This window comes from Pseudomonas psychrophila, assembly GCF_001043005.1.
GTDB lineage: Bacteria > Pseudomonadota > Gammaproteobacteria > Pseudomonadales > Pseudomonadaceae > Aquipseudomonas > Aquipseudomonas psychrophila.
The window spans coordinates 96572-119926 of the sequence record NZ_JYKZ01000012.1 but is presented as its reverse complement, the minus strand read 5'-3'; the positions used below and the strand labels follow the sequence as shown (position 1 = coordinate 119926).

Annotated in this window: 22 protein-coding genes and 1 pseudogene; 18 read left to right on the top strand and 5 right to left on the bottom strand. The window is 48.6% G+C overall.

Going from position 1 to position 23355, the window contains the following annotated elements; genetic code table 11:
* From rfbC to TU76_RS20525, 15 genes and pseudogenes are all read left to right on the top strand, one after another.
* On the top strand, positions 1–555 hold the full coding sequence (rfbC, locus tag TU76_RS20590; protein ID WP_048352426.1) for a dTDP-4-dehydrorhamnose 3,5-epimerase: 555 nt from the start codon (positions 1–3) through the stop codon (positions 553–555).
* A gap of 150 nt (positions 556–705) precedes the next feature.
* Entirely contained in the window at positions 706–1278 is a 573-nt protein-coding gene (locus TU76_RS20585) for an acyltransferase (RefSeq protein WP_019826764.1), read from the top strand.
* The gene (gene rffA, locus TU76_RS20580; protein WP_048352425.1) at positions 1265–2395 is read left to right on the top strand and encodes a dTDP-4-amino-4,6-dideoxygalactose transaminase; all 1131 of its coding nucleotides are present in this window, start codon (positions 1265–1267) and stop codon (positions 2393–2395) included. The genes TU76_RS20585 and rffA overlap by 14 nt, the downstream gene beginning before the upstream one ends.
* Before the next feature lie 6 nt (positions 2396–2401).
* Entirely contained in the window at positions 2402–3685 is a 1284-nt protein-coding gene (locus TU76_RS20575; RefSeq protein ID WP_019826760.1) for an O-antigen translocase, read from the top strand.
* A complete protein-coding gene (locus tag TU76_RS20570) occupies positions 3669–4934 on the top strand; it encodes a glycosyltransferase family 4 protein (protein ID WP_048352424.1) in 1266 nt (421 codons plus the stop codon). The genes TU76_RS20575 and TU76_RS20570 overlap by 17 nt, the downstream gene beginning before the upstream one ends.
* Before the next feature lie 59 nt (positions 4935–4993).
* Positions 4994–5947, top strand: a complete 954-nt coding sequence (locus TU76_RS20565; protein ID WP_151121081.1) for a hypothetical protein — start codon at positions 4994–4996, stop codon at positions 5945–5947.
* Positions 5948–6107: 160 nt separating this feature from the next.
* Positions 6108–7148, top strand: a complete 1041-nt coding sequence (locus TU76_RS20560; RefSeq protein ID WP_019826754.1) for a polysaccharide biosynthesis protein — start codon at positions 6108–6110, stop codon at positions 7146–7148.
* Positions 7149–7151: 3 nt separating this feature from the next.
* Positions 7152–8270: a UDP-2-acetamido-2,6-beta-L-arabino-hexul-4-ose reductase gene (gene wbjC, locus TU76_RS20555; RefSeq protein WP_048352422.1), complete on the top strand. Its 1119-nt coding sequence runs from the start codon at positions 7152–7154 to the stop codon at positions 8268–8270.
* A 23-nt stretch (positions 8271–8293) separates the two neighbouring features.
* Positions 8294–9424, top strand: a complete 1131-nt coding sequence (gene wecB / locus TU76_RS20550; RefSeq protein ID WP_048352421.1) for a non-hydrolyzing UDP-N-acetylglucosamine 2-epimerase — start codon at positions 8294–8296, stop codon at positions 9422–9424.
* 4 nt (positions 9425–9428) lie between these two features.
* Positions 9429–10649, top strand: coding sequence for a glycosyltransferase family 4 protein (locus TU76_RS20545; protein ID WP_048352420.1), 1221 nt, complete (start codon positions 9429–9431; stop codon positions 10647–10649).
* Positions 10650–10709: 60 nt separating this feature from the next.
* Positions 10710–11300: pseudogene (locus TU76_RS25675) on the top strand (sugar transferase); the annotation flags it as partial.
* Positions 11277–11927, top strand: a complete 651-nt coding sequence (locus tag TU76_RS25670) for an acetyltransferase (RefSeq protein ID WP_231984278.1) — start codon at positions 11277–11279, stop codon at positions 11925–11927. The pseudogene TU76_RS25675 and the gene TU76_RS25670, both read left to right, overlap by 24 nt.
* 95 nt (positions 11928–12022) lie before the next feature.
* The gene (locus tag TU76_RS20535; RefSeq protein WP_048352418.1) at positions 12023–13201 is read left to right on the top strand and encodes a DegT/DnrJ/EryC1/StrS family aminotransferase; all 1179 of its coding nucleotides are present in this window, start codon (positions 12023–12025) and stop codon (positions 13199–13201) included.
* 84 nt (positions 13202–13285) lie between these two features.
* Complete coding sequence (locus TU76_RS20530) at positions 13286–15283, top strand: polysaccharide biosynthesis protein (RefSeq protein ID WP_048352417.1); 1998 nt, start codon at positions 13286–13288, stop codon at positions 15281–15283.
* 110 nt (positions 15284–15393) lie between these two features.
* Entirely contained in the window at positions 15394–15723 is a 330-nt protein-coding gene (locus TU76_RS20525) for a ComEA family DNA-binding protein (protein ID WP_019826739.1), read from the top strand.
* A gap of 63 nt (positions 15724–15786) precedes the next feature.
* Here the strand turns inward: TU76_RS20525 and TU76_RS20520 are convergent, their stop codons facing one another.
* Together TU76_RS20520 and TU76_RS24935 are read right to left on the bottom strand one after the other, a co-directional pair.
* Positions 15787–16350, bottom strand: coding sequence for a TetR/AcrR family transcriptional regulator (locus TU76_RS20520; RefSeq protein WP_048352416.1), 564 nt, complete (start codon positions 16348–16350; stop codon positions 15787–15789).
* Between the two features lie 138 nt (positions 16351–16488).
* Entirely contained in the window at positions 16489–16656 is a 168-nt protein-coding gene (locus TU76_RS24935) for a DUF2897 family protein (protein WP_019826736.1), read from the bottom strand.
* A gap of 228 nt (positions 16657–16884) precedes the next feature.
* On the opposite strand from TU76_RS24935, the gene pyrF reads away from it, so the two are divergent.
* Complete coding sequence (gene pyrF, locus TU76_RS20515; RefSeq protein ID WP_162207968.1) at positions 16885–17583, top strand: orotidine-5'-phosphate decarboxylase; 699 nt, start codon at positions 16885–16887, stop codon at positions 17581–17583.
* Between the two features lie 48 nt (positions 17584–17631).
* On the opposite strand, the gene TU76_RS20510 is transcribed toward pyrF, so the two are convergent.
* Positions 17632–18636, bottom strand: a complete 1005-nt coding sequence (locus TU76_RS20510; protein WP_019826733.1) for an NADP-dependent oxidoreductase — start codon at positions 18634–18636, stop codon at positions 17632–17634.
* A gap of 195 nt (positions 18637–18831) precedes the next feature.
* On the opposite strand from TU76_RS20510, the gene TU76_RS20505 reads away from it, so the two are divergent.
* On the top strand, positions 18832–19593 hold the full coding sequence (locus tag TU76_RS20505; protein WP_019826732.1) for an SDR family oxidoreductase: 762 nt from the start codon (positions 18832–18834) through the stop codon (positions 19591–19593).
* A gap of 44 nt (positions 19594–19637) precedes the next feature.
* On the opposite strand, the gene TU76_RS20500 is transcribed toward TU76_RS20505, so the two are convergent.
* Positions 19638–20828 carry a benzoate/H(+) symporter BenE family transporter gene (locus TU76_RS20500; RefSeq protein WP_048352415.1) on the bottom strand — a complete coding sequence of 397 codons (1191 nt, stop codon included), beginning with the start codon at positions 20826–20828 and terminating at the stop codon, positions 19638–19640.
* Between the two features lie 226 nt (positions 20829–21054).
* On the opposite strand from TU76_RS20500, the gene TU76_RS20495 reads away from it, so the two are divergent.
* Positions 21055–21822 carry a GntR family transcriptional regulator gene (locus TU76_RS20495; RefSeq protein WP_019826729.1) on the top strand — a complete coding sequence of 256 codons (768 nt, stop codon included), beginning with the start codon at positions 21055–21057 and terminating at the stop codon, positions 21820–21822.
* A 234-nt stretch (positions 21823–22056) separates the two neighbouring features.
* Here the strand turns inward: TU76_RS20495 and guaD are convergent, their stop codons facing one another.
* Complete coding sequence (gene guaD / locus TU76_RS20490; RefSeq protein WP_162207966.1) at positions 22057–23355, bottom strand: guanine deaminase; 1299 nt, start codon at positions 23353–23355, stop codon at positions 22057–22059.

Below are 23355 nucleotides of genomic sequence, written 5' to 3'. Positions count from 1 at the left end.
ATGAAAATCACGAGAACCAATATTCCGGATGTGCTGGTCATAGAACCTGTTATTTTCAAGGATTCACGGGGTTGGTTTATGGAAACCTTTAACGAAAGAGATTTCTATAAAAGTTTAGAGTCTTTGAATCTTTCCATGCCTAAAGCTTTTGTACAGGATAATCACTCGTGCTCATCTAAATCTGTCTTGAGGGGGTTGCATTTTCAAGCAGCGCCGTATGCGCAAGGGAAGTTAGTGCGGGTCGTAAGAGGCGCTGCATACGATGTGGTTGTCGACATAAGAAAGTCATCGAAAACCTACCTGCAGTGGTTCGGAATTGAGTTGAATTGTAGCAATAATTTGATGTTATGGATTCCAGAAGGTTTTGCGCATGGGTTCGTAGCACTAGAAAACGATACACATTTTTTGTATAAGACTACGGATTATTATCACAAGGATTCCGAGCGAACCATTTTGTGGAGTGATCCCGCTTTGAACATTAAATGGCCGGATTTAGGTGGATTTAAGATTAGCGAAAAAGATTCTCAAGCGTTAACTCTTGAGTCTGTCATTTAAAATAAGATCATTGCGATGATTGATTGTGTGGCTGTGCTTGTAGGTGAATGATAATGAGTGCTTGTAAGGTATAATATCGCACCTGTTTGAATCTGAGCACAGTTATCGAGCGGTAGCCTCCAAGGTTCTCTTGGCACATAGGGTGAATGAATGTCATACCTGACGGAAGAGCAACTCCACTCATCTGGATTCAAAAGTCTAGGGCAGGGCGTAAAAATCAGTGATAAGGCAAGTATCTATAATGCTTGCGAGATTGAAATCGGTGATTTTTCCCGGATTGATGATTTTTGTGTGATTTCTGGAAAGGTTAAAATTGGAAAGTATAATCACATCACCCCTATGTGTTTGGTCGCGGGTGGGGTGGCAGGCATTATTTTTGAGGATTTCTGCACCTTGGCCTATGGTGTGAAAATATTCTCTCAGTCAGATGATTATACAGGCGAAACGTTAACTAATTCTTTAATCCCCAAGAAATATAAAAATGAGAAGTTCTCAGCTGTTTTGTTGCAGCGTCATGTGATAGTTGGTGCGGGTTCAACTATCCTTCCTGGCGTTACCATTGCAGAAGGGTGTTCTGTAGGTGCCATGGCATTAGTCACCAAGAGCACTGACGTATGGGGGATATATACAGGTGTGCCGGCCAAGCGAATAAAAGAGCGAAAAAAAGATCTTTTATTGTTAGAAGTTGAATTTCTAAAAGAGCAAAATAATGATCCCGTTTAATAGACCTCTTTATACTGGTAATGAAGATAAATACGTTACTGCCGCTATGCGTAGCGCTAAAATGTCTGGCGATGGCGAATTTGGTCAACTTTGCCATCGATGGTTCGAAGAGCATCTGGGCTGCGCGAAAGCGCTCTTGACGCCTTCGTGCACTCACGCTCTGGAAATGGCTGCCATTCTTATTAATATTCAACCTGGCGACGAAGTCATTATGCCAAGTTATACATTCGTCAGTACGGCGAATGCGTTTATTATGCGTGGTGCTAAGGTCATATTCGTCGATGTCAGGCCAGATACTATGAATATAGATGAAACCTTGATTGAAGCGGCCGTCACAGATAAAACCAGAGCTATTGTTCCAGTTCATTATGCAGGTGTTGGGTGTGAGATGGACGCGATAATGGCTATCGCAACTCGTCATGGGCTTTATGTAATTGAAGATGCGGCACAGGGGATGATGTCGACCTATAAGGGGAAACCACTTGGAACCATTGGTCACTTGGGAACCTACAGCTTTCACGAAACTAAAAATTATACAAGTGGAGGGGAGGGTGGCTTGCTCATTATTAATGATACATCGCTAGTAAATAGGGCCGAAATAATACGGGAAAAAGGTACGAATAGGGGGCAGTTTTGGAGGGGGATGGTCGATAAGTATACATGGGTCGATATTGGAAGTAGTTACTTGCCCTCTGAATTACAAGCGGCGTATCTGTATGGGCAGCTATTATGCGCAACAGAAGTCAATGAAGACAGGCTGCGGACGTGGAAAATATACTATGAGGCCTTTGCGGGATTTATTGATAAGGTAGAGCTACCTAGTGTTCCGGAAAGCTGTGTACATAATGCACATATGTTTTACATAAAGTTAAAGAACCTAGGCGCAAGAACGAAATTCATCGAGGGGATGAAAGCTCGTAATGTAATGACGGTTTTTCACTATGTACCTCTGCACTCTTCGCCTTGTGGTAAACGGTGTGCTGCCTTGTCAGGGGTTGATAAGTTCACGACCTCTGAAAGTGAAAAGCTGGTCAGGCTCCCGATGTGGGGTGGTATGTTGCCAGAAGAGCGTAATCAGGTAATTCGTGCTGCTGCAACTGTGCTAGCTGAAATCTAAACGCCCATGAAGGTATTGAATGGTGCCATTTTAACAAGCTGTGCTCACTTGTCCCGAATCGTCATGGGATTAGTGCTGATTAAAATAATAGCTTTCTATCTTGGCGCAGATGGCATGGGGCAGTTGGGCCAATTTATGAGCATGTCGACCATGGTTTATATGGTCGCTGGAGGAGGGATTACCAACGCAGTTATTAAGTATGTGGCAGAATATGCATCCTGTCCGAAACAACTTTTGCGGTTCTTGTCTACCGCGACAACCTACTCCGCAGTTTTTTGTGGTGTTTTTCTTTGTCTTGGCGTAATTTTCTCCCAATCCTTAGCTGTAGTAGTTTTCAATGACCCCGGTATGTATTGGGTCATTATTGCACTGGCATGTATTCAACCTTTGTTTGCTTTTGTAAATTTGGTTATTGGCGTTAGTAATGGGCTGATGCAAACAGAGGTCTATTCTAAGATACAAATTATAGGGAGTGCCCTGGCTGTTCCTATCATATGGAGTCTTGTGGTTCAGTTTGGTTTAGTTGGTGCGATACTTTCAGTTCTCGTTATGTATGTAATTACCTTTGGGCCGGCTTTTTATTTTTATTGCAGGTCAGCTTTTTTCGGAAAAGTGAAAATACGAAAACTCAAATTAATCGAGTTTACACGTCTATCAGCCTTTACGGTGATGATGTTGACAAGTGCCTTAACTTTCCCTGTGGTGGAAATGATTATAAGGCATGTTTTAATCGATTCGGCGGGGTATACCTCAGCGGGGATCTGGCAAGGCGCTATTAAACTTTCAGGCGCTTATCTTGGCTTCTTTACGGTTTTTCTAGCGTACTATTTTGTACCGACTATCTCGCGGCTTGATGATAGGAAAACTATTGGTCGTATTACGCTCAAGTATTTAATTTTGATGGCGATGTTGTTCAGTGTTGGTGCAGCTGTATTCTATATGGGGCGTAACTTTCTAATTCCTCTCATCCTGGCAGATAGTTTCAATTCGCTGGGTGATGTTGTGATTTTTCAATTGCTCGGTGATCTGTTTAGAGTTTCATCCTACGTAATCGGTTTTGTGGCTGTTGCCAAGGCAGCGACAAAAATTTATATTGCGGCCGAACTCGTGCAGAATGGTTTGTTCTTGTTGCTTTCAATGCTGATGTTGCACCTCTATGGGGATATTAGGGCGGTTATGATTGCTTATGCCGTTTCATATATTATTTATTTTGCGCTCTCTACAGTGTGCTTTGGTATTTATCTGAAGGGTTCACCCTTGCCTAGGAAAGTCAATGCTTCTAGTAGCTAATGTTTTAGAACTTAACGGTGGCACAACTTTTATTTTGAGAGTGGCAAGGGAATTTAAAAAAAGAAATAGGAGGATTGGCGTTTTAGTTCTGATGGATAAAGTGAATGATGGGCTACAGAAAAGTATTGCTCAGTACGCAGACGTTTACTACCTAAAAGATATTGTACATAAAGTCTACGTGCCGTTAATGTACTCTCCACTGGGTATTTTTGCTCCTCTGAATTTTTCGAAAATTTTAAATCTCGTAAATATCTATAATGGGCATGTGCACGTTATGGGTGTTTTCGGTTTGCTTTTTGTTAAGCGATGTTTGGATGCTCTAAACGTTGAGTTTAAAATATCTTTCGGTATCTACCATCAGAATGAAGTCATGTTTGATGGCGTTCCATATTATTTTGCAAAAAATGCAAAAATGCTGTTTGGGCTACTTCCGCCAGAGAGTATAGTTTTTTTTAACGAGAAAAATCGCTCTTCATATGAAAAGTTTTTCGACAATGACTATTCAAAATCTACCATTGTTCCTATAGGCATAGAGATGCCAAGGGCAGAGGTTAAGTTATTAGGAAAGGCTGATTCTAACCGTTTAGTGTCAATTGGGAATTTATATGCATTCAAATCATATAACCGGCATATTATTTCTTTGTTGCCTCAGCTGAGCAAGATCCGTCCGGATTTAGTATACGAGATATACGGTACGGGTGAATATGAACCTGAATTACGAAAGCTGGTGTCCTACTTAAAGTTGGAGTCTGCTGTTCAGTTTAAAGGAAGCATTGCATACGAAGATATTCCGAGGGTTCTAGACGGTGCATTGGCATTTGTTGGTAGCGGTACAGCTATTCTAGAGGCTGCTGCCTTGGGTGTACCTGCGATCATTGGCATTGAGTCGACCGATCAACCAATAACCTATGGGTTGTTGAGTGATATTAAGGGGCTTTCATATAATGAATTTGACACCAACCAAATAACTCGATCGATCAAGGATGTTTTGATTCAGCTAATGCTTAGTGCTGAAAGTTGGGAAACGGCAGCGATGGCATGTAAAGTCAAGTCGACTTCTTTTAGTATCGAACAAACTGTTGATGGGTTTATTGCACTAGAAAATTCAAATATGAATTTAAAATTATTTAAAGATCAGCGCTATGTGAATAGTGTCGGGTTATTTTCTTTTCTAATATGTGCGATTAAACATTCATTTTTCGATGATAAGACGTTTTCAACACGTAGAGAGCAAGGGACGTTGAAATAACCATAAAGAGTAGAAGGTTGCAGCTTGTTTAATAATCATAAGCAGTAATGTGTGGTGCTATGAAATATTTTTCACATGGAACTTTGGCTGCTGCTTGGGCTTTACCTGTTTTAATTTTTAGTCTTTTTATGTTTCCTTTTTTTACATCAGGTGATCAGGAATTCTATAGGAAGTTTTATAGTGGTGTTTCTGATATGTCCTTTGTGGAGGGTTTCGTTTTCTATAAAAAGACCCTGGGGACAAGTGAAGCAGGTTATTTCTTGTTGACTTATCTTTTTTCGGCAGTCCTACAGAAAGATGTACTGTTTTCATTGTTGAATTTCGTTCTATTTCAGCAAATTTTTTCATGGCTACTAAGGCATGACGTGAGTCGTGTTTTGTTTCCCATGGTGTATTTTAATTTTTACCTCATTGTTCTTGCTTTTTCTGCGGAACGACTTAAGTTGTCGTTGTTGTTTTTTTTGATTGCGTATAGTGCCTCCGGCCTTTGGAAGATTTTATTTTTAGCAGTTTCAGTTATGTCACACGTGCAAGTTTTAATAATTCTCTTGTCTGCCCAAGTTAGGAGGTTCAATACGGTCTTAAGCGAGTTTTCTCAAGGTCGTATCGGTTACGGGTTCGTGTCGTTGATGTTTTTGATAATGTTGATGCTTGGAATGTTGTTCGTATTGAGAGAGCATATCTTATCCAAGTTTCTTGTCTATTATGATCTTTGGGGAGGGGGCGGGGCAATATTGAAGCCTCTTTTCTTTACGCTGTTAACCGTATGCTATGCCGGTGACAAAAAACTTGAAGCCTTGCTGGCTTCGTTACCATTGGTCTTGTGTGCGTATTTGATAGGTGAGGAGCGTATTGTTATTTTTAGTTATTTCATTTTTGTATTTTATGCTCTTCAGGTTAATCGTGGAATTAATGTAGGTATTGTTATAACAGGTTTGTACTTTTTTTATAAGGGTCTCTTGTTTGTAAGCAATGTTGTGTATTTCGGGGACGGCTTTGCAAGTATTACTTAATATACCGGTAAGGCGCTATACTTTTCAAATCAAACTCAAATCATGCTTATTTTGAATTTATTGTTCCTGTCTCTGTGTCAGGGCGAATCAGTTGAGCGCAATAACTGCGTACAAGCAGTGCATGGTTTCAAAATAGTGCATCCCTTTAGGAAGATAGGCTGTGAAAAATTTTTCAGGAAAAAAATTATTAATCAGTGGCGGCACTGGGTCATTCGGTAACGCTGTTCTCAAACGTTTTTTAGACAGTGGTATTGCTGAAATAAGAATTTTCAGCCGTGATGAAAAAAAACAAGATGACATGCGCAAGCATTACAATAACGCCAAGTTAAAATTTTATATTGGCGATGTTCGCGACTATCAAAGTGTGTTGAATGCTACCCGAGGTGTTGATTATATCTTCCATGCGGCGGCACTGAAGCAAGTACCTTCTTGTGAATTTCATCCCATGGAGGCGGTCAAGACCAACGTCATAGGCACTGATAATGTGCTTGAAGCTGCCATTCAAAATGAAGTTAAGCGTGTGGTTTGTCTTAGCACTGATAAAGCGGTGTATCCCATTAACGCCATGGGTATATCCAAGGCCATGATGGAAAAAGTGATGGTTGCTAAATCGAGAAATGTCGATGAAAGCAAAACGGTCATTTGTGGAACTCGATACGGTAATGTCATGGCTTCCCGGGGCTCAGTGATTCCCCTCTTTATTGAACAAATACGAGCGGGAAAACCACTGTCGATTACTGATCCGAATATGACCCGTTTCATGATGACTTTGGCGGATGCGGTTGATCTTGTTTTGTACGCATTTGAACACGGTAATAACGGTGACTTGTTTGTTCAGAAGGCACCGGCAGCCACTGTCGAAACCTTGGCGCGCGCGTTGATTACTATGATGGGCATGCCAGAGCATCCTATCCAGGTCATTGGTACTCGCCATGGTGAAAAATTATTTGAAGCGCTTCTTAGTCGAGAAGAAATGGCGTGCGCTGAAGACCGCGGTCAGTACTTCCGGGTGCCGCCGGATTTGCGGGACCTGAACTATAGTAAATATGTTGAGCAGGGCGAAGAAAAAATATCCAGAATGGAAGATTACAACTCTCATAATACCGAACGGCTTGATGTCGATGGCATGCAGCGGTTGCTTTTAAAGCTATCATTTATGCAGGCTATCCAACGTGGCGAACACGTCGCGCCCGAGGAGTAAGCTATGAAAGTTCTTATCACAGGGGCTAATGGATTTATTGCACAAAATTTGTACGTTCAGCTGTGCGAACGCAAGGATATAGAGGTTTTACGCTTCTCCCGGGAGGACAACTTGTTCTCGTTGAAGGAGATGCTTTTGCAAGCGGACTTCGTGTTTCACCTTGCAGGCGTTAATCGACCCGAAAACCCCAATGATTATAAATCCGGCAATGTGGATCTTACACAGGCCGTGTGTGATGGAATAGTTGCAAGCGGACGGAAGATACCCGTTCTCTATACGTCTTCAAGCCAAGCAGAACTCGAGAATGACTACGGCATCAGTAAGTTAGCAGCTGAAAATGCGCTCATGGATTTCTCTGACAAACAAAATATACCGGTACATCTATTTCGTTTGCCAAATGTGTTCGGTAAATGGGCTCGGCCTAATTACAACTCGGCAGTAGCCACTTTTTGCCACAATATTTCGCGCAATCTACCAATTCAGATTAACAACCCTGATGCAGTTATTAATCTAGTCTACATTGACGATGTCATTGCTCATTTCATTGCCGTTATGGAGGGAGTAAATCATGGCACTCCTTTTGTCGCAGTTGAACCTGCATATTCGATAACGGTTGGGCAGTTGGCTGATCAGCTCGTTGCATTTCGTGATAGCCGCCATAGTTTGATCACGGAGGCAGTAGGGTCAGGGCTGACACGAGCACTTTATTCGACGTACCTAAGCTATTTACCTCCTGAGCAATTTACCTACGAGGTTCCTAAATATGGAGATGCTCGTGGTGTATTTGTGGAGATGCTAAAAACGCGTGACGCGGGTCAATTTTCTTATTTTACGGCTCACCCAGGTATCACGCGAGGTGGACATTACCATCACTCAAAAACTGAAAAGTTTTTGGTTATCAAGGGCGAAGCCTGTTTTCGCTTTCGTCATGTTGTATCAGGTGAATTCTACGAATTGTTCACTTCCGGTGAGAAACCAGAGATTGTTGAAACTGTTCCTGGCTGGACTCACGATGTCACCAATATTGGCAGTGATGAAATGATGGTCATGCTTTGGGCGAATGAAATATTCGATCGTCAACACCCGGATACTTACACAATGCCTGTTGGTATCAAAGCCTAAATATATTTTAATCAGAGTTTGTCATGAAAAAATTGAAAGTAGTTACTGTTGTCGGTACGCGTCCTGAGATCATACGCCTGTCCAGAGTGATGGCTGCATTGGACGTTAGCTGTGAACATATACTGGTTCATACAGGTCAAAACTACGACTATGAACTTAATCAGATTTTTTTTGATGACCTCGGCATCCGTAAGCCTGATTATTTTTTAAACGCAGCAGGTAGCACCGGTGCCGAAACCATCGGTAATGTCATCATTGCCGTTGACCGTGTACTGGCTGAAGTTGAGCCCGAAGCACTTCTGGTTTTGGGCGATACTAATAGCTGTATGGCTGTTATTCCAGCAAAGCGTCGTAAGATTCCTACGTTCCATATGGAGGCGGGTAATCGTTGCTTTGATATGCGTGTCCCTGAAGAAATTAATCGACGTATAGTCGATCACACCGCTGATATCAACCTGACTTACAGCACGATTGCGCGTGACTATTTGCTCCGTGAAGGCCTGTCGCCAGATATGGTAATAAAGACTGGCAGTCCAATGTTTGAGGTGCTGAATTACTATCGTCCAGGTATTGAGGCCTCTGATGTACTTGAGCGATTAGGTCTTGAGGCAGGCAAGTTTTTTGTTGTCAGTGCGCACCGTGAAGAAAATATCGATTCTGATAAGAATTTTTTGAAGCTCGTTGATGTTTTGAACACAGTAGCCGAGCATTATGATTATCCGGTGATTGTCTCTACTCATCCTCGGACTCAAAAACGCGTAGATGCCATGGGCGTCACATTTCACAATAATGTGCGTCTGCTTAAACCGTTGGGCTTCAAAGACTACAACAAACTGCAACTTGATTCTAAAGCGGCTTTGTCCGATAGCGGCACGATTAATGAAGAATCGTCAATTCTCAATTTTCCGGCGCTCAACTTGCGTGAAGCTCATGAGCGGCCAGAAGGAATGGAGGAGGCTGCGGTGATGATGGTGGGCTTGGAGGTTGAGCGGGTTATGCAAGCATTGGAGTTGCTGCGCACCCAGCAACGTGGCGCAGCGCGGTCGTTTAGACTGGTAGAAGATTACAGCATGCCAAATGTCGCCGAAAAAATTGTTCGTATCATTCACAGCTATCGCGACTATGTCATGCGTGTGGTCTGGAAGAGGTATTAAATAAATGGGAGTCCGTGTTTTACTGTTGACTCAATGGTTTGATCCCGAACCCACATTCAAAGGACTTGTTTTTGCAAGGGCGTTGGTCAAGCAAGGATTTGAAGTCGAGGTGGTAACGGGATTTCCTAATTATCCTGGTGGCAAAATCTATCCAGGATTTAAGCTGAAGTTGTTTCAAAGAGAATTCATTGATGGCGTTAAAATAACTCGGCTTCCTTTGTACCCTAGCCATGGACAAAGCGGCATTGGTCGAGTTTTCAATTATGTGAGCTTTGCTGCAGCCAGTCTTTTTTATGGTGTGTTCTTCGCGAAACGTCCAGATGTTATTTATGCGTACCATCCACCCCTGACGGTGGGTATAGCAGCCTCGATTATCCGTTTTTTTCGTCGTGTACCTGTACTGTACGATATTCAGGATATGTGGCCGGACACACTCAAAGCAACCGGTATGTTCTCTAATGACAAACTACTAGGTGTTGTGTCTAAAGTTTGTGATTGGGTGTATAGGCATGTTGATAAGCTAGTGGTGCTTTCGCCTGGCTTTAAAAAGGTCTTGATTGAGCGGGGGGTGCCAGAAGATAAGATTGAAGTTATTTATAATTGGTGCGCCGAAGAGCAAATCACCGCCAGTGCAGAAACCCCTATTTGTTTCTCTGATAACGCCAGATTTCGTATCCTCTTTGCTGGAAATATGGGCAAAGCTCAAGCACTGGATGCCGTCTTGGATGCGGCGTATACCTTGCAATCGCGTAGCAGGCCTGTTGAATTCATATTTCTTGGTGGGGGGATTGAAGTTGATGCTCTAAAAAGAATCGCTATCGAGAAGTCACTCACAAACGTTACTTTCTTACCTGCTGTTCCGATGGCGGAAGTCGGAGGCTATCTGAAAGCTGCCGATGCCCTTTTGGTGCACCTTAAAAAAGACCCCTTATTCAAAATCACTATTCCTTCTAAAACGCAGGCTTATATGGCAGTTGGCAGGCCATTATTGATGGCTGTTGATGGTGATGCTGCCGAACTTGTAAAACAGAGTGGTTGTGGCGTAGTGGTTGAGTCCGAGAATGTAGATTCTCTCGTCTCAGGTGTTGAATTACTGTTGAATTCCAGCGCTGAAGAACTCGCACTGATGTCTCAAAAAGGGCATGATTTTTATCGTAAACACTTATCGCTTGACCAAGGGGTCTTAAAGTTTTCGAAGGCTTTTAACTTTCTTGCTAAGAAATAGAATATTGTTCTTGATCACCCTATTGATGGCTGAGAGTTAGACAAGGTGCAGGTGAGGTATATGCTCAAGCGTTTATTTGACGTTGTTGTTTCGATGGTTGCATTGATTTTATTATTTCCCATCTTGCTTTTTGTTGCTTGGTTAGTCAGGCGCTATCTTGGATCCCCGGTTCTTTTTCGTCAGGTACGACCAGGTCTGAATGGCAAACTCTTCGAAATGATTAAATTCAGAACCATGCGTGATGCATTTGATCACTCAGGTAACCCGCTGCCGGATAGCGCTCGAATGACACGGTTGGGTAGTTTTTTACGTTCCAGCAGTCTTGACGAATTACCAGGGCTTTGGAACGTATTGAAAGGTGACATGAGTCTGGTGGGACCGAGACCTTTATTGGTGGAATACCTCCCGCTTTATAGTCCTGCCCAGGCCCGTCGTCATGATGTAAAGCCCGGTATTACTGGCTGGGCACAAGTCAACGGTCGTAATGCCATAAGCTGGGAACAAAAATTTCAATACGACATTTGGTACGTTGAAAATCAGTCATTTTGGCTGGATTGCAAGATTATTGCCTTGACCCTTAAAAAGGTTTTTGTGCGTGAAGGAATAAGCGCTGAGGGTGAGGTAACCATGTCAAAGTTTTTGGGTGAGAAGCCCCCCAGAAAATTTGCAATCCTGGGAGCTGGAGGTCACTCGCGAGTTGTGGCCGATACTGCCGAATGCTGCGGCTGGACAGACATAGAGTTTTTTGATGACAACTGGCCCTCCACTAAATTTGCGGGTCATTGGGCTGTCGTTGGTGATACACAGACGCTTTTAGCACGCTTCCATGAATTTGATGGTGTCATCGTCGCTATCGGTAATAATGAAATTCGACGCTTAAAAATGGATGAGTTGAGCAAGGGCGGTATTGTTTGTGACTCTTTGGTCCATCCATCGGCAACGATCAGTCGATACGCTACTCTTGGAGCGGGTGTCGTCGCTTTTGCAGGGGTTGTTGTAAATGCCGGTGTTAAGATTGGCGATGGCGCTATCTTGAATACGGGCTGCAGTATTGATCATGATTGTGTTTTAGATGACTGTGTTCATGTCAGTCCTGGCGCGAGAATTGCGGGGGCTGTGCAGGTTGGGCGTATGAGCTGGATTGGAATTGGTGCCTGCGTCAGGCAAGAGATCAGCATAGGGGCCAAGGTCACGGTTGGTGCCGGCGCCGCAGTGGTCAACAATATTACTGATGGTGTGACTGTCGTCGGTGTACCTGCCAGAGCTTTGTCAAAATAATAATCGCGAGAATGTATTCCTTCGTAGCTGGTTTATTTCATCCCGGGCAGACGTGGGCTGACTTTCATAACATTAAAAATTATGGGAACTGAATTGTGTTGAATACCCCATTTTCTCCTTGGCCTTCTTTCACGGAAGAAGAAGCAGACGCCGCACGTGATGTCATCTTGTCTAACAAGGTCAATTACTGGACAGGCCAAGAGACACGATCTTTTGAAAAAGAGTTCGCCGAATGGGCGGGCACTGTTTATGCCGTTGCCCTGGCTAATGGTACCGTGGCTCTTGATCTGGCATTGAAAGCACTCGCAATAGGTGCCGGGGATGAGGTTATCGTTACGCCACGTACTTTCCTCGCGTCGGTTTCGAGCATTGTTAATGCAGGTGCGATACCCGTTTTTGCTGACGTTGATCTGGATTCACAGAATTTTTCAGCGCAAACCATCCAGGCGGTTTTGACTCCTCGTACCAAGGCATTGATCTGCGTTCATTTGGCGGGATGGCCATGTGATATGGACCCGATCATGGCCTTGGCCAACGAGTATGGCCTGAAAGTAATTGAAGACTGTGCCCAGGCTCACGGTGCTCACTATAAAGGTCGTCCCGTCGGTTCTATTGGTCATATTGGCGCCTGGTCATTCTGTCAGGACAAGATCATGACCACTGGCGGTGAGGGCGGCATGGTCACCACTAACGATCGTCAGCTCTGGGCCGATATGTGGGCTTATAAAGACCATGGTAAGAGCTGGGAAGCTGTCTACGAGCGTGAGCATGCTCCTGGCTTTCGCTGGCTGCATGAAAGTTTTGGTACCAATTGGCGGATGCTTGAAGTTCAGGCCGTGATCGGTCGTATTCAGTTGCGTCGCATGCAGGATTGGCACCGCGCTCGTCTGAGTAATGCCCAGGCTATCTGGAAAGTTGCACAGCAGCTTCCGGCACTGCGCGTTCCCGTGTTGCCTGACGATGCGGTCCACGCAGCATATAAATGTTATGTATTCGTACGCCCTCATTGTCTCAAGTCGGACTGGTCCCGAGACCGGATTCTCAATGAAATTGCCGCTCGGGGTGTGCCCGCCTTTGCCGGTTCATGCTCAGAGGTTTATCTGGAAAAAGCTTTCGACAATACTGACTGGCGTCCTGTGCAGCGTCTGGCTAATGCGAGAGAACTGGGTGACACGAGTATGATGTTTATGGTTCATCCAACATTGACCTCGCAAGAAATCGAGTTGACCTGCAAAGTAATCAGCGAGGTTGTTCAGCAAGCTTCGTTGGCGTGAGGTGTAACCTTGCGGTGTTGGTTCGGAGTACCGGGCCGCAAAGGGCTGATGGTTTTTTAGAGCAACAAAGGTGTCATGGGATTTATGGATAAAATTCGAGCGTACTTACTCAACCTTTCTCGGCGACAAAAACGCGTAATTCAAGTCACCACAGATGTAGTACTCGTTTGGATTGCCTTGTGGCTTGCGTTCGTTGTACGTCTTGGCATCGACGAGATGATCAACCCGGTCATATTGCACTTTTGGCTGTTTGTAGCCGCACCAATAGTTGCCATCCCCTTTTTTATTCGCTTTGGCATGTATCGCGCCGTGATGCGGTATTTCGGCAACGATGCGCTGATCGCTATTATCAAAGCCGTCAGTCTTTCGTCGTTGGTTTTGGCAGTGGTGATGTACTGGTACAGCACCCCCGCCAATGTCGTCCCGCGCTCGATCATTTTTAACTACTGGTGGCTGAGTCTGGTGATGCTCGGTGGTTTGCGCCTAGCTATGCGTCAGTACTTTTTGGGTGACTGGTTCTCGGCTGCTCAGCATGTGCCATTCACCAGTCGTGACGATGGCCTGCCGCGTGTAGCGATTTACGGTGCCGGTGCAGCCGGTAATCAGCTGGTTGCAGCCTTGCGAATGGGGCGGGCGATGCGGCCTGTGGCGTTCATTGATGATGATGAGGGTATTTCTGATCGCATCATCTCGGGCTTGCAGGTCTTCAAGCCAGAACACATTCAGCAGATGATTGATCGTACGGGAGCCCAGGAGCTTCTGTTGGCTGTTCCTTCATCGTCCCGTGGTCGGCGGCGTGAAATTCTGGGTTTGCTTGAGGGTTTTCCGCTCCACGTTCGCAGTGTTCCCGGCTTTATGGATCTGGCCAGTGGCCGGGTCAAAGTTGATGACATTCAGGAAGTGGACATCGCTGACCTGCTGGGTCGCGATCCGGTACCGGCCCAAGGTGAGTTGCTGGAACACTGCATTAAAGGTCAGTGCGTGCTGGTAACCGGGGCGGGTGGTTCCATTGGATCGGAGTTGTGCCGTCAGATTCTGGCCCTGAAACCGACGATGTTGCTTTTGTACGAGCACAGTGAATTTAATCTTTACAGCATTTTTGGCGAGTTGGACCAGCGAGTTAGTCGCGAGTCCCTCTCAGTGAAAGTGCTACCGATTTTGGGTTCAGTGCGTAATTCACATAAGTTACTGGACGTGATGAAGACGTGGCATGTCGATACGGTGTATCACGCAGCCGCGTATAAACATGTCCCCATGGTTGAGCACAATATTGCCGAAGGCGTGCTCAATAACGTTATGGGTACGCTCAACACCGCCCAGGCGGCGCTGCAATCCGGTGTCGCGAACTTTGTGCTGATTTCCACTGACAAGGCCGTGCGACCGACCAATGTGATGGGCAGTACCAAGCGCTTGGCCGAGATGACGTTGCAGGCGCTCAGTCGCGAGATTGCGCCGGTATTGTTTGACGATGCCGCTAATGTGTCACGGGTTAACAAGACCCGCTTCACTATGGTTCGTTTCGGTAATGTGCTGGGGTCTTCCGGGTCGGTGATTCCGCTTTTCCACAAGCAGATCAAGGCCGGTGGCCCGCTGACAGTGACCCACCCCAAGATTACTCGTTACTTCATGACTATTCCTGAGGCCGCGCAACTGGTGATCCAGGCGGGCTCAATGGGGCAGGGGGGCGATGTATTTGTCCTGGACATGGGCGAACCTGTGCGTATTGTCGAGTTGGCCGAGAAGATGATTCATCTCTCAGGCTTGAGTGTTCGCTCCGATAAAAACCTGCATGGCGACATAGAAATTGAGTTCACTGGCTTGCGCCCCGGCGAAAAGCTTTACGAAGAGTTACTGATTGGTGACAACGTAGTCGCGACCCGGCATCCCATGATTATGTGCGCTAACGAGGACATGTTGCCGTGGGATGAGTTGAAGCAGCGGTTGTCTCAACTGCTTGATGCGGTAGATAAGGATGATTATGTCCGGGTTCGCCAGTTGCTACGTGAGACCGTCAGTGGCTATGCGCCAGAAGGTGAAATTGTGGACTGGATTCATCAGCAGCGCCGCAGTGAGTTAACTTGACTACATACTCTGCAATGCACTGATTTTTGACACTCGATTCACATCGCCTACGTTTGGAATACAGCTCAGGAGAGCTGTTTTCAACTTAACGCTGTAATGGAGTGTCACTTATGCGTATCGCTTTTATCTCTTCGATCTTTTTGGCGTTGATGGTGGGTTTTTCGAGCGTGATTCATGCTGCTCCCTCGGTAGAAGCAACTGAGCCGGTTGCAGCTGCGCAAGTCGAGTCGGGCGCACAGGTGGTGACGATCAATCTCAACACCGCTGATGAGGTAACGCTTCAACGTGAGCTCTCTGGCGTTGGCGCTGTTAAAGCCAAGGCGATCGTGGCTTATCGCGAAGCTAATGGTGAGTTCGTGTCCGCGGATGAGTTGCTTGAAGTCAAAGGCATAGGCAAAGCTATCTTTGAAAAGAATCGCAATAAGGTGGCGGTCAAGTAAGTCAGGCAGTTGAACGAAGAAAGCCAGTCACTGACTGGCTTTTTTTTGTTCTGACGAAAGTATTCATGTGTCTGACGTTGATTGCTTCAAGGCGCTACGCGTCACGTCGAGGATCTTTTCCTTTAACGCAGTGTTCTCAGCCCCGCGCGCGAGAACCAGTGCTCCTACCAGAGTCGCGAAAATCACAATACTTTGGTCTTCGGCGTCTGGCCCTTGCAGTGTGGCCTGGATCTGTTTGAGTCTGGTATCGATCACGTAATCGGTGGTTGCGCTAGCCTGCCCCTGTTGTGCCATTTCTGCAGACATGGTCGGCAATGGACAGCCTTCTTGAGGGGAGGTCAGATGCCATTCGGACAAATATGCATCAATGAATGCATGCAGGGGTCGTGGCTGGCTGAACAGCTCGGCGCATATACCGTCAACCTGGCCAGCGGCGTGTTGCAATGCCTTTTCCACCAAGTCGTTTTTGGATGAGAAATGGGCGTAAAAACCGCCGTGTGTGAGGCCCAGGGATTTCATCAGGGGCTGCAGGCCCGTTGCACCAATGCCGTCTCTGCGAAAGAGACCGGATGCTTCTTTGACGATGCGCTGATGGGTTTGGGCTTTATGATCTTGTGAGTAGCGCATGACACGTGTCTCTTTATGCAATGGACCATCATAGCGTTGAGCTCAAAGGCGATGCATTGGGCATTCATGTAATTGTGCGTAGGTTTTTGCCCTTGGAAACTCACTCTTTGTGATGCAGGCCCTGACTGAATCAGGTGTTTATCGATCCTTCGATTCTTTGGCGTCCATTTCTGCATTGCGTTCAGCTACGCGCTTGCGTTGCTCGTCGGTCAGTTCAACTTTGTTGGCGGTGTCACGCAGCGTCATCAGGCCGCCCACGATGGCACCGATGGCGACAATCAGTATTAACCAGGCATACCAGGGCATAGTGTTCTCCTTGGTTGGAACTTCACTGGGCAAGGATTGCGCAGTGGATAGCTGTCTATGATATTGAGTCGGTAAGTGTCTACTCGTTCCATTGTAGGCCGGTTATACAGTAGCGCGCGTTATTACCCCGGTAATGACTATAATCATGAATTTACGATCATCGGGTGCCGGTTAGCGGCTGGTTCCGCTACAATGCGCGCCGATTTCGACCAGCCTGAGAACCCGCTAATGTCCGACTGCCAGACTCCTATTATCGTCGCCCTGGATTTCCCTACGCGTGACGCCGCACTGAAGCTGGCTGATCAATTGGACCCAAAGTTGTGCCGCGTCAAGGTAGGCAAAGAGCTTTTCACCAGTTGCGCCTCGGAAATTGTCGGGACTCTGCGTGACAAGGGTTTCGAGGTTTTCCTGGATCTCAAGTTTCACGACATCCCCAATACCACGGCAATGGCGGTTAAAGCGGCTGCTGAAATGGGCGTCTGGATGGTTAACGTGCACTGCTCGGGCGGTTTGCGCATGATGGCTGCCTGCCGAGAGGTGCTCGACAAGCGTACTGGCCCGCAGCCTCTGCTGATTGGCGTAACGGTGTTGACCAGCATGGAGCGAGAGGACCTTGCTGCCATTGGCCTGGATATCGAGCCTCAAGAACAGGTGTTGCGTCTGGCAGCCCTGGCGCAGAAGGCCGGGATGGATGGTTTGGTGTGTTCTGCTCTGGAGGCACAAGCGCTGAAGACTGCGCACCCGACTCTGCAACTGGTAACCCCGGGTATTCGTCCCGCAGGCAGCGCTCAGGATGATCAGCGCCGTATCCTTACGCCGCGCCAGGCACTGGATGCTGGCTCTGATTACCTGGTGATCGGTCGTCCAATCAGCCAGGCGGCTGATCCGGCCAAAGCACTGGCTGCAGTGGTCGCCGAGCTGGCTTAACGAGTTGCTCGGGGGCTGGTCAGCCAGCTCCCGAGGCACACTTTGGATTCAGATCTTCAACACCAGCTTGCCGTAGTTTTCTCCGCTAAACAGTTTCATCAGGCTTTGCGGAAAGCTTTCAAGCCCTTCAACAATATGTTCTTTGCTTTTTAGTTGGCCTTTGGCCAGCCATCCCGCCATTTCCTGCCCGGCTGCTGTATAGCGATCGGAGTAGTCCATCACTACAAAGCCTTCCATGCGTGCGCGATTGACCAGCAGTGACAAGTAGTTGGACGGGCCTTTCACGGCTTCCTTGTTGTTGTACTGACTAATTGCACCGCAAATGATGACGCGAGCCTTGAAGTTCAGGCGACTCAGCACGGCGTCAAGAATATCGCCGCCGACGTTGTCGAAAAATACATCGACGCCGTTAGGGCATTCTCGTTTAAGCCCCGCGATAACATCTTCGTTCTTGTAGTCGATCGCGCCGTCAAAGCCCAACTCTTGGGTCAACAACGCGCACTTCTCTTTCCCGCCTGCAATGCCGACTACACGGCAGCCTTTAAGCTTGGCGATTTGACCGGCAATGCTGCCGACTGCGCCTGCTGCGCCAGAAATCACCACCGTGTCACCCGTTTTAGGTGCACCGACTTCGAGCAGGGCAAAGTAAGCCGTCATGCCGGTCATGCCCAAAGCGGACAAGTACACAGGCAGTGGAACCAGTTTGGGGTCTACTTTATAGAAGCCGCGTGGCTCACCCACGAAGTAATCCTGTACGCCCAAGGCGCCGTTGACGTAATCACCAACGGCAAAACCAGGGTGGGAGGAGGCAATGACTTTACCTACACCCAGGGCCCGCATGACTTCACCAAGAGCCACGGGCGGAATATAGGATTTGCCTTCATTCATCCAGCCGCGCATGGCCGGGTCGAGGGACAGGTATTCGTTCTTGACCAAGATCTGGCCTTCTTTTGGTTGCACTACCGCAACGCTCTGGAACGTAAATGTGTCAGGGGTTGGTGCACCGAATGGACGTTTGGCGAGCAGAAATTGGCGGTTTGTCTGGTCAGTCATTGCAATAACCCCTTTGAAATAGATGTCTGTTGATAGACCTTCTTCAGCTTCAGGGCAAGTGAATGCAGGTTTACGAATAGGTTTTTATCAGTGGTGGTGATCTTCATAGGCAGGCTTATATCACTCGGATAAATAACTCGATCACTGCATTTGAACGGTTCACAGTGCAGGTGCACCCTTGAGAGGATAAAAATAATGGGCATGACGTTTACCGGACAAGTAGCGGTGGTTACGGGCGCAGGAGCTGGTATCGGTCGTGCCACGGCCTTGGCGTTTGCCGGCGAAGGCTTGAAAGTGGTGGTGGCCGATCTGGATGTGACAGGCGGTGAATGCACGGTCGAGCAGATAAAGGCGGTGGGTGGCAGCGCTGTATTTGTACGCTGCGATGTCACAGTCGAGGAGCAGGTCAAGCAGCTGATGGAGCAGGTCATCAGCTACTACGGTCGGCTGGATTATGCCTTCAATAATGCAGGGATCGAGATCGAGCAAGGTCGCCTGGCTGACGGCACGATGGATGAGTTCGACGCGATCATGGGGGTGAACGTCAAAGGTGTCTGGTTATGCATGAAATATCAGTTACCGCTGATGCTGGCTCAGGGTGGCGGGGCGATAGTCAATACAGCGTCGGTTGCCGGGCTGGGGGCTGCGCCAAAAATGAGCATCTACTCGGCATCCAAACATGCGGTCATTGGGCTGACAAAATCAGCCGCCATTGAATATGCGAAAAAGCATATTCGGGTGAATGCGGTGTGCCCGGCGGTGATTGATACCGATATGTTCCGGCGCGCCCATGAAGCCGATCCGCGCAAGGCCGAGTTTGCCGCAGCCATTCATCCAGTAGGGCGTATCGGTAAAGTCGAGGAAGTGGCCAGTGCCGTCCTGTACTTGTGCTCGGACGGCGCGGGGTTCACCACGGGGCATTCGTTGGCTATAGATGGCGGTGCGTTGGCGATTTAATGCGAACCCAGGATATGCCCGGTCCGCAGGTTCCTAGCGTGTTATTAGCGCGCTTTCCAGTTCAGGATCACCAGGGTCAGCACCCCCGCGACAATTCCCCAAAAAGCCGAACCGACCGAGAACAGGGTCATGCCCGATGCTGTGACCATAAAGGTAACCAGGGCCGCCTCACGCTCCTTGGATTCACTCATCGCAATGGTCAAGCCATTGATGATTGAACCGAACAGGGCCAATGCAGCAATCGACAGCACCAACTCCTTGGGCAAGGCTGCGAACAGCGCGGCGAGTGTCGCGCCAAAAACGCCGGCGATGCCGTAGAAAATCCCGCACCACATGGCTGCGGTGTAGCGCTTTTTAGGGTCTTCGTGAGCATGAGGGCCGGTGCAGATTGCGGCACTGATCGCAGCCAGGTTAATCCCGTGGGAGCCAAAAGGTGCCAGCAGCAATGAGGCCACACCGGTGGTGGTAATTAGCGGTGAAGCGGGCACGTTATAGCCATCGGCTCGCAGAACGGCGATGCCGGGCATATTTTGCGACGTCATGGCGACGACAAACAGCGGGATACCGATGCTGATGGTCGCAGCCAGTGAGAACGAAGGTGTTGTCCATACCGGGACGGCCACTTCGAGCGCAAAACCGCTGAAGTCAAGGAGCCCTAGCAAGCCCGAGATCAGAGTGCCAATCACCAGTGCCGCCAACACTGCATAGCGGGGCGACAGGCGTTTGACTATCAGGTAAGTGAAAAACATGCCAATGACCAGGCCGGTTCGGTGCTGCGCTGCGACGAAGATTTCGCTGCCGATCTTGAACAAAATACCTGCCAGCAAAGCGGCTGCCAGTGACGAGGGGATGCGTTTGACCAGGCGTTCAAAGCTGCCGGTCATGCCGCAGATAATGACCAGCACCGCACAGGTGATGTAGGCACCGATGGCTTCGTGGTAACTGACACCGCCCAGACTGGTAATCAGCAGCGCAGCGCCTGGTGTGGACCAGGCAATGGTAATCGGGGTGCGATAACGCAAAGACAGGCCTATGCTGCAAATTGCCATGCCGATCGATAGCGCCCAAATCCATGACGAAATCTGCCCGCTGGTGAGTCCCGCTGCCTGGCCTGCCTGAAACATGAGGACCAGAGAGCTGGTGTAACCGGTCATCATGGCGATAAACCCTGCGACCACAGCCGAGGGAGAGGTGTCTGCCAGAGGGTGCAGTCGCGGCTGCGTGGCGTCAGTCATGGAACGCTATTCCTTGTTCTTGATAAGAGTTCGAGCAAGGCGCAAGCCTAAACGCAAATGTCACATTTCATTGCGATACAGACGGGGTCGTAAATGACCGTACAGTCGTACTGGCACTCTGGCTTGTGTACAATGCGCCTTGCTTTTTGCATTAATTCCCAGTCAGCGACGCCCGTTTACGTATTAACGTAACTTCATCCGCCGCCGCTTCCCCACACGAGTACCCATGAACGAACAGTTGCAGCCTCTCAAGAAACAATCCCGCTCAGGCAAGGCCGGCCGCAGTGGAACCCAGGACGATATCGTCTATGCGCATATTTTTGAGGCGATCCTCGAACAGCGTCTGGCGCCTGGCACAAAGTTGAGTGAAGAGGCACTGGGCGAAATCTTCGGGGTGAGCCGCACCATCATTCGTCGTGCATTGTCGCGCCTAGCTCATGAAGGGGTCGTGCTGCTGCGGCCCAACCGTGGAGCGGTGGTCGCAAGCCCGAGCGTAGAAGAAGCACGCCAGGTATTTTTGGCCCGGCGGCTGGTTGAAAAGGCCATTACTGAATTGGCGGTGGTCCATGCGACTGCAGACGATTTGTTGCAACTGCGCAAAATGGTGCAGGACGAACGCGACAGCTTTTCACGAGGCGATCGTGGTGCGGGGATCCGCTTGTCTGGCGAGTTCCACCTGAAGCTGGCTGAAGCGGCCAAGAATGCGCCGTTGATCAGCTTTCAGCGCAGCCTGGTATCGCAGACTTCGTTGATCATTGCCCAATACGAGAGTGGCAACCGCTCGCACTGCTCCTACGACGAACACATGCAATTGATCGATGCCATTGAAGCCCGTGATGCTGCCCAGGCCGTGCACTTGATGATGCATCACATGGACCACATCGACAGTAAGCTCAACCTCGACGAAGAAAGTGCCTCGGATGATCTGCACGCGGTGTTCTCGCACTTGCTGCAAACCAAGGGCAAAAGCCCTCGACCTGCTGCCAAGCTCTAAGATTCATTGCAGTCGTGTGGCCACGTGTCTGCAAGGCAGCTGCCGAGGAACGAAGGCTGCGTTCGGCGGCGCAGCCGTCGTAAAATCTGATACTGCGGTGTATCAGTTAAACCCGGTTTTCAGGGTTTACGACGGCTGCGCCGCCGAACGCAGCCTCGTTCCTTCGGCAGCGGCTACAAGGATTTGACTCTCTATGACCTGCAACAGTGTGTGCAGGTCAAAGTAGCCGTTATTTCAACGCTGATGCACCAGGCGGCCCGCGGCATAGGTTTGCTGAACGGTGCGGTCATCGCCCAAGGTCATCAAGACGAACAGCGTTTCAGCGATGTTTTTTGACTGCTTGAGGCGATAGCTCATCAGTGGTGTTGCGTTGTAATCCAGTACCAGGAAGTCAGCATCGCTGCCCGGTTGCAGGTTGCCGATCCGGTCTTCCAGACGCAGCGCCCGCGCGCCGCCCAGGGTGGCCAGATACAGGGACTTGAACGGATCCAGACGAGCGCCTTGCAATTGCATGACCTTGTACGCTTCGTTAAGGGTGTTGAGCAGTGAGAAGCTGGTACCCGCACCCACATCCGTCCCCAGGCCTACATTGAGTTTGTGCTTCTCGGCCATCGGCAGGTTGAACAGGCCGCTGCCCAGGAACAGGTTGGACGTCGGGCAGAAAGCCACCGCCGACCCGGTTTCGGCCAGTCGTGCACATTCCTCGTCACACAAATGCACCCCGTGGGCAAACACGGAACGCTCACCCAGCAGTTGGTAGTGGTCATACACATCCAGATAGCCTTTGCGCTCAGGGAACAACGATTTGACCCACTCGATTTCTTGAAGGTTCTCGCTGATATGGGTATGCAGATACACATCCGGATATTCGCCAAGCAACTTGCCCGCCAGGGTTAATTGCTCAGGGGTGCTGGTGGGCGCAAAGCGCGGGGTAACCGCGTAATGCAGGCGGCCTTTACCGTGCCACCGCTCGATTAGCGCCTTGCTTTCGCTGTAGCCGGTTTCGGCGGTGTCGGTCAGGTAGTCGGGGGCGTTGCGGTCCATCATCACTTTGCCGGCGATCAGGCGCAGGTCCAGTCGCTGGGCAGCTTCAAACAAGGCATCGACCGATTGCGGATGCACGCTGCCAAACACCAGCGCTGTGGTGGTGCCATTGCGCAGCAGTTCCTTGAGGAAAATATCGGCGACTTCGTCTGCATGTGCCTTGTCGGCGAACTGTTTTTCGCACGGGAAGGTGTAAGTGTTGAGCCAGTCGAGCAATTGCTCGCCGTAGGCGCCAATCATTCCGGTCTGTGGAAAGTGGATGTGTGTATCGATAAAGCCCGGTGTGATCAGGGCATCCTTGTATTCGGTGACTTCAATGTCATCAGCGAGTGTTGCAAGCAGTTCGCTGGCAGCCCCGACCGCTTTGATCTGCCCGTTGTCGACCACCAGCAGACCGTCTTCGAAATACTCATAGGAGGCTTCGATCCCGACGTCGGCGGGGTCGGCGATGCTGTGCAAAATGGCGGCGCGATAGGCTTTACAGGTCAT

What these genes read in the sequence shown, in the direction of transcription:
- rfbC (WP_048352426.1), top strand. Translation starts at nt 1, where the DNA reads ATGAAAATCACGAGAACCAATATTCCGGATGTGCTGGTCATAGAACCT.
- TU76_RS20585 (WP_019826764.1), top strand. Translation starts at nt 706, where the DNA reads ATGTCATACCTGACGGAAGAGCAACTCCACTCATCTGGATTCAAAAGT.
- rffA (WP_048352425.1), top strand. Translation starts at nt 1,265, where the DNA reads ATGATCCCGTTTAATAGACCTCTTTATACTGGTAATGAAGATAAATAC.
- TU76_RS20575 (WP_019826760.1), top strand. Translation starts at nt 2,402, where the DNA reads ATGAAGGTATTGAATGGTGCCATTTTAACAAGCTGTGCTCACTTGTCC.
- TU76_RS20570 (WP_048352424.1), top strand. Translation starts at nt 3,669, where the DNA reads ATGCTTCTAGTAGCTAATGTTTTAGAACTTAACGGTGGCACAACTTTT.
- TU76_RS20565 (WP_151121081.1), top strand. Translation starts at nt 4,994, where the DNA reads ATGAAATATTTTTCACATGGAACTTTGGCTGCTGCTTGGGCTTTACCT.
- wbjC (WP_048352422.1), top strand. Translation starts at nt 7,152, where the DNA reads ATGAAAGTTCTTATCACAGGGGCTAATGGATTTATTGCACAAAATTTG.
- wecB (WP_048352421.1), top strand. Translation starts at nt 8,294, where the DNA reads ATGAAAAAATTGAAAGTAGTTACTGTTGTCGGTACGCGTCCTGAGATC.
- TU76_RS20545 (WP_048352420.1), top strand. Translation starts at nt 9,429, where the DNA reads ATGGGAGTCCGTGTTTTACTGTTGACTCAATGGTTTGATCCCGAACCC.
- TU76_RS25670 (WP_231984278.1), top strand. Translation starts at nt 11,277, where the DNA reads ATGTCAAAGTTTTTGGGTGAGAAGCCCCCCAGAAAATTTGCAATCCTG.
- TU76_RS20530 (WP_048352417.1), top strand. Translation starts at nt 13,286, where the DNA reads ATGGATAAAATTCGAGCGTACTTACTCAACCTTTCTCGGCGACAAAAA.
- TU76_RS20525 (WP_019826739.1), top strand. Translation starts at nt 15,394, where the DNA reads ATGCGTATCGCTTTTATCTCTTCGATCTTTTTGGCGTTGATGGTGGGT.
- TU76_RS20520 (WP_048352416.1), bottom strand. Translation starts at nt 16,350, where the DNA reads ATGCGCTACTCACAAGATCATAAAGCCCAAACCCATCAGCGCATCGTC.
- TU76_RS24935 (WP_019826736.1), bottom strand. Translation starts at nt 16,656, where the DNA reads ATGCCCTGGTATGCCTGGTTAATACTGATTGTCGCCATCGGTGCCATC.
- pyrF (WP_162207968.1), top strand. Translation starts at nt 16,885, where the DNA reads ATGTCCGACTGCCAGACTCCTATTATCGTCGCCCTGGATTTCCCTACG.
- TU76_RS20510 (WP_019826733.1), bottom strand. Translation starts at nt 18,636, where the DNA reads ATGACTGACCAGACAAACCGCCAATTTCTGCTCGCCAAACGTCCATTC.
- TU76_RS20505 (WP_019826732.1), top strand. Translation starts at nt 18,832, where the DNA reads ATGGGCATGACGTTTACCGGACAAGTAGCGGTGGTTACGGGCGCAGGA.
- TU76_RS20500 (WP_048352415.1), bottom strand. Translation starts at nt 20,828, where the DNA reads ATGACTGACGCCACGCAGCCGCGACTGCACCCTCTGGCAGACACCTCT.
- TU76_RS20495 (WP_019826729.1), top strand. Translation starts at nt 21,055, where the DNA reads ATGAACGAACAGTTGCAGCCTCTCAAGAAACAATCCCGCTCAGGCAAG.
- guaD (WP_162207966.1), bottom strand. Translation starts at nt 23,355, where the DNA reads ATGACCTGTAAAGCCTATCGCGCCGCCATTTTGCACAGCATCGCCGAC.